General features: G+C 72.3%; 4 protein-coding genes and 1 pseudogene. 2 read left to right on the forward strand and 3 right to left on the reverse strand.

Features of this window, described 5'->3' with window-relative positions; translation table 11 throughout:
- The first annotated feature begins 245 nt into the window (after nucleotides 1-245).
- Nucleotides 246-1,373 carry a hypothetical protein gene (locus OFY01_RS15170; RefSeq protein WP_266600139.1) on the forward strand — a complete coding sequence of 376 codons (1,128 nt, stop codon included), beginning with the start codon at nucleotides 246-248 and terminating at the stop codon, nucleotides 1,371-1,373.
- Between the two features lie 291 nt (nucleotides 1,374-1,664).
- Here the strand turns inward: OFY01_RS15170 and rarD are convergent, their stop codons facing one another.
- Together rarD and OFY01_RS15180 are read right to left on the reverse strand one after the other, a co-directional pair.
- On the reverse strand, nucleotides 1,665-2,717 hold the full coding sequence (gene rarD, locus OFY01_RS15175) for an EamA family transporter RarD (protein ID WP_266600145.1): 1,053 nt from the start codon (nucleotides 2,715-2,717) through the stop codon (nucleotides 1,665-1,667).
- Between the two features lie 248 nt (nucleotides 2,718-2,965).
- Nucleotides 2,966-3,832: an SDR family oxidoreductase gene (locus tag OFY01_RS15180; RefSeq protein WP_266600141.1), complete on the reverse strand. Its 867-nt coding sequence runs from the start codon at nucleotides 3,830-3,832 to the stop codon at nucleotides 2,966-2,968.
- A gap of 90 nt (nucleotides 3,833-3,922) precedes the next feature.
- Between OFY01_RS15180 and OFY01_RS15185 the strand changes: the two genes are divergently transcribed.
- Nucleotides 3,923-4,300: a winged helix-turn-helix transcriptional regulator gene (locus OFY01_RS15185; RefSeq protein ID WP_266600143.1), complete on the forward strand. Its 378-nt coding sequence runs from the start codon at nucleotides 3,923-3,925 to the stop codon at nucleotides 4,298-4,300.
- Between the two features lie 55 nt (nucleotides 4,301-4,355).
- Here the strand turns inward: OFY01_RS15185 and OFY01_RS15190 are convergent.
- A pseudogene (locus OFY01_RS15190) lies at nucleotides 4,356-4,463 on the reverse strand (2-oxoacid:ferredoxin oxidoreductase subunit beta); the annotation flags it as partial.

Below are 4,463 nucleotides of genomic sequence, written 5' to 3' on the forward strand. Positions count from 1 at the left end.
AGACGGGGGAGACGGGGGAGACGGGGGAGACGGGGGAGACGGGGGAGACGGGGGAGACGGGGGAGACGGGGGAGACGAGGAAGACGAGGAAGACAGGGGAGACAGGGAACACAGGGAACACAAGGGAGACGCGGGCGACGGGGGAGGCGCAGATGTCGCAGGTGGCGCCGGCGGCACAGGCGACGCGAATGAGCGGGTGCAGGCATCGGCCGAGGCGCGCAGGCGTCGGCCGAGGGATCGGCCTGGTGCGCGGGGTGGGCGCGGCCTCCTTCCTGGCGATGTTCGCCCTGGCCGGCGTCGGCACGGTTGTGCTGACCCGCCTCTCCCTCGCCTGGGCCGGTTACCCGAAGCTGGGCGGCGGCAGTCACCTGCACATCGCGCACATGCTGTGGGGCGGGCTGCTGATGGCAGCCGCGGTGCTGCTCACCGTCGTCTTTCTGGGGCGCGCTGCCCGGTCGGGCGCGGCCGTCGTCGGAGGAGTCGGCTTCGGCCTGTTCATCGACGAGGTCGGCAAGCAGGTCACCGACGAGCCCGGCTACTTCTACCGGCCTGCCGCGGGCATCATCTACGCGAGCTTCGTTCTGCTCGCCCTCCTGACCCACCTGGTCCGCCGCCGCGCCCGGCGGGCCCCGCTCACGCCCCGTCAGTGCACCGCGAACGCCGCCGACCTCGCGCTGACCGGCGTGACCGGAGGCGGCCTCAGCGCCGAGCAACGCCTCGACGCGTTGCGCCTGGTGGGCGGCTCGCGGGACGAGGTGGACGTGGCACTCACCCGGCTGCTCACGGTCCTGCCCGCGCGTCCGCCCCGGCGCGCCGGACGGCTGCGCCGCCTCGGCGTCCGTGCGCGGCGACGCCTCGGCACGGTCGCGCGCAGCCGTTGGGCCGTCGGGTTCGCCGTGCTGTGGGTACCGGCCGAGGTACTGGCCCACGTCGGGTGGACGAGCACCGTCCTCGTCGACGGCAGGTCCTTCGGCGGCGGGCAAGAGGGCGCCGCCGCGGCGGTCATGGCCGGCACGGTGGTGGCGGGGGCGTTCGGCGCGGCGGGCCTTGTCAGGCTGGTGCGCCGCACCGGGGGCCCGGGGAGCCCGTACCGCCTGTTGCGGTACGGGCTGCTCACGGACGTCGTGTTCACCCAGATCTTCGAATTCACCATGAGCCAGGTCATGGCGCTCGCCGAACTCGCGGTGGACCTGGCCGTGTTGTGTCTCCTGACGGCGGCGCTCACCCGCAGAACCCGTCAGGTCCGCCCCGCTTCCGCCCCCGCCCCCGCTCCCGCGCCCGACGCCCGGCGCCGGATGCCGATGCCGATGCCGATGCCGGGGGAACCGGAGATCAGGAACCGTACTGCGAGGACCGCCTCAGTGACCGGTTGAATCCCATCTGACCTGGGGCGATTCATCGGTCGTAGCTATCTCGCCGACACGGTGTTGGTGCAACGCGCAGCAGTCTGCCCCCTTGTTACGCCCTCGCGGCGCCCGTCTTCGCCGCCTCGTCGGCCGGACGCCCGGCGAAGGCCGACCTCGCCTGCGCCCTGGTCGTGTGCACCGCGGGCAACGCGCTCACCGTCGTCGCCCCGGCCCTGCCGGTCCTGCTGTCGCCCCGGCCCTGCCGGTCCTGCTGTCGGCGCGGGCGGCGGCCGGGAAGGCCGCCGGCCGCCGTTGACCTCAGAGGAGTCCCTGGCCGGCCCGCGCCGGGTTCGTGTCCGTACCTGTGTGCGTGACCGTCTCCGCCTCTCGACCCGCGTCCACGCCCGCGTCCGTGCGCACACCCACGTCCACGCCGACGTCCATACCCACGTCTGTGCGCACACCCGTGTCCGTGTCCGTGCCCGTGTCCTGACGCGTAGGTGTGGTCGTCCCGCCCGCCGCGGCCGCCGCAAGAGCCGCCCGGCCCCGGTGCGCGCTGCGCAGCGCGTCCCAGGTCAGGACGGTGAGCGCCAGCCACACCAGGGCGAAGCCCGCCCAGCGCTCCGGCGGCATCGCCTCGTGGAAGTACACGATGCCGAGCAGGAACTGGAAGACCGGGGCCAAGTACTGGAGCAGGCCGAGTGTCGACAGGGGCACCCGGATCGCCGCCGCGCCGAAGCAGACCAGCGGGATCGCGGTGACCAGGCCGGTCGAGGCGAGCAGGGCCGCGTGGCCGGGGCCCTCGGTGGTGAACGTCGACCGGCCCTGGGAGGCCAGCCAGAGCAGATACGCGAGCGCGGGCAGGAACTGGACGGCGGTCTCGGCGGCCAGCGACTCCAGGCCGCTCAGGTTGACCTTCTTCTTCACCAGGCCGTACGAGCCGAACGAGAAGGCCAGTGTCAGGGAGATCCACGGCGGCTGCCCGTACCCGATCGCCAGGACGAGGACCGCGAGCAGACCGATGCCGACGGCCGTCCACTGCGCGGGGCGCAGCCGTTCCTTGAGCAGCAGCACGCCGAGCGCGATGGAGACCAAGGGGTTGATGAAGTAGCCCAGGGACGCCTCGACGACGTGGCCCGCGTTGACCGACCAGATGTAGACGCCCCAGTTGACGGTGATGACCGTCGCGGCGAGTGCTACCAGGCCGAGCCGCTTCGGCTGCCGGATCAGCTCGCGGGCCCAGCCCCAGCGGCGTACGAAGAGCAGGGCCACCACCACGACGACGAGGGACCACGCCATCCGGTTGGCGAGGATCTCCACCGATCCGGCGGGCTTGAGCAGCGGCCAGAACAGAGGGACCAGACCCCACATCCCGTACGCCGCGAAACCGTTGAGAAGCCCTACCCGCCCGTCGTTCGCCGCTCGCCGTGGCGCTGCGGTCGCCGTCTCGTCCTGCACGGACCCCTCCTCATGACACGCGGCCCGCCCCACGGCGGCCATCCAAGAAGGTAGCGCCGCGGGGCGGTGGTGTCATTCCCGTTTCGCGATACGGTCCTGACGAGTTCACTCGGCCCCAGGGGCAGGGGCAGGGGCAGGGGCAGGGGCAGGGCGTGGCAGGGTCAGCGGGCCAGAGCCTCGGCGACGGCCGCGGCGACCGGGGTCGTCGGGCGGCCGATGAGCCGGGCCAGGTCGCCGCTGGTCCCGGCCAGCAGGCCCCGGCCGATCGCCGTGTCGACGTCGACCAGGATGTCCGCGAACGGGGCGGGCACCCCCGCGCCGAGCAGGACTGCGCGGTTCTCCTCGGGAGTGACGGAGCGGTGCACGATTTCCTTCCCGGACTGCTTGGTCACCTCCGCCGCGTACTCGTCGAAGGACCAGGCGACGTCGCCGCTCAGCTCGTACGCCTTGCCCTCGTGGCCCCGGCCCTCGTCGGTCAGTACGGCGACGGCGGCAGCGGCGTAGTCGGCGCGCGAGGCGGAGGCGACCCGGCCCCGGCCCGCGTTGGTGAGCACGGCGCCGTGCTCCAGGACCGGGGCGAGGTGCTCGGTGAAGTTCTCGTGGTACCAGCCGTTGCGCAGGAACGTGTACGGCAGCCCGGAGTCGAGGATCGCCTCCTCGGTGGCCTTGTGCTCGTCGGCCAGCGAGAAGTCCGCGTCCGGGCCGCCGAGGACGCCCGTGTACGCGAGCAGAGCCACGCCCGCCGCCTTCGCCGCGTCGATCACGGCCCGGTGCTGGGGGACGCGTCGGCCGATCTCGCTGCCGGAGACCAGCAGCGCCCTGTCGCCGGAGCGGAAGGCGTCCGCCAGTGTCTCGGGGGCGTCGTAGTCGGCGACACGTACTTCGACGCCGCGGGCCGCGAGGCCGGCCGCCTTCTCCTTGTTGCGTACGACGGCGGCGATGTCGCCCGCGGGCACGCCCGTCGCGAGCAGCCCATCGATGACGAGGCGGCCGAGGTGCCCGGTGGCTCCGGTGACGACGATGCTCATGTCTGAAAACTCCTTCGGTGGGTGGTTCTCCCTCACCGTAGGGTGTGCACTGTGGATTCGAAAGTACCCACTTTGAAGTAAGGTACTGGTATGGCGGTAAGTGAAAAGAAGTCGAGTTCGGAGAAGCTCTGTCCGCAGCGGCTCGTCCTCGAACACCTCACGAGCCGGTGGGGCGTCCTGGCGATGCTCGCCCTCGACGAGCGCTCGTACCGCTTCGGCGAACTGCGCCGCAGGATCGGCGGGGTCAGCGAGAAGATGCTGACGCAGACGCTCCAGACCCTGGAGCGGGACGGATTCGTGCACCGCGACGCCAAGCCCGTGATCCCGCCGCGCGTCGACTACTCGCTCACCGCGCTCGGCCGCGAGGCGGCCGAGCGGGTGCGGGAGCTGGCCGAGTGGACCGAGCGGCGTATGGACCAGGTGGCCGAGGCGCGGCGCGCGTACGACGAGGGCCGATCCCGTACGTGACGGGATCGGCCCTCGTGAGGTGACCGCGGCGTTCGTTCGCCGTCGCGCGGGAGCCTCAGCCCGCGACGGTCCAGGTGTCGTTGCCCGCGAGGAGCGTGGCGAGGTCGCCCTTGCCGTTCTGTTCGATGGCGGTGTCGAGCTGGTCGGCCATCAGCGTGTCGTA

This window comes from Streptomyces beihaiensis (genome assembly GCF_026274175.1).
Lineage (GTDB): Bacteria > Actinomycetota > Actinomycetes > Streptomycetales > Streptomycetaceae > Streptomyces > Streptomyces beihaiensis.

Coding starts and splice junctions, on each gene's coding strand:
- OFY01_RS15185 (WP_266600143.1), top strand. CDS start 3,923: ATGGCGGTAAGTGAAAAGAAGTCGAGTTCGGAGAAGCTCTGTCCGCAG.
- OFY01_RS15180 (WP_266600141.1), bottom strand. CDS start 3,832: ATGAGCATCGTCGTCACCGGAGCCACCGGGCACCTCGGCCGCCTCGTC.
- rarD (WP_266600145.1), bottom strand. CDS start 2,717: ATGTGGGGTCTGGTCCCTCTGTTCTGGCCGCTGCTCAAGCCCGCCGGA.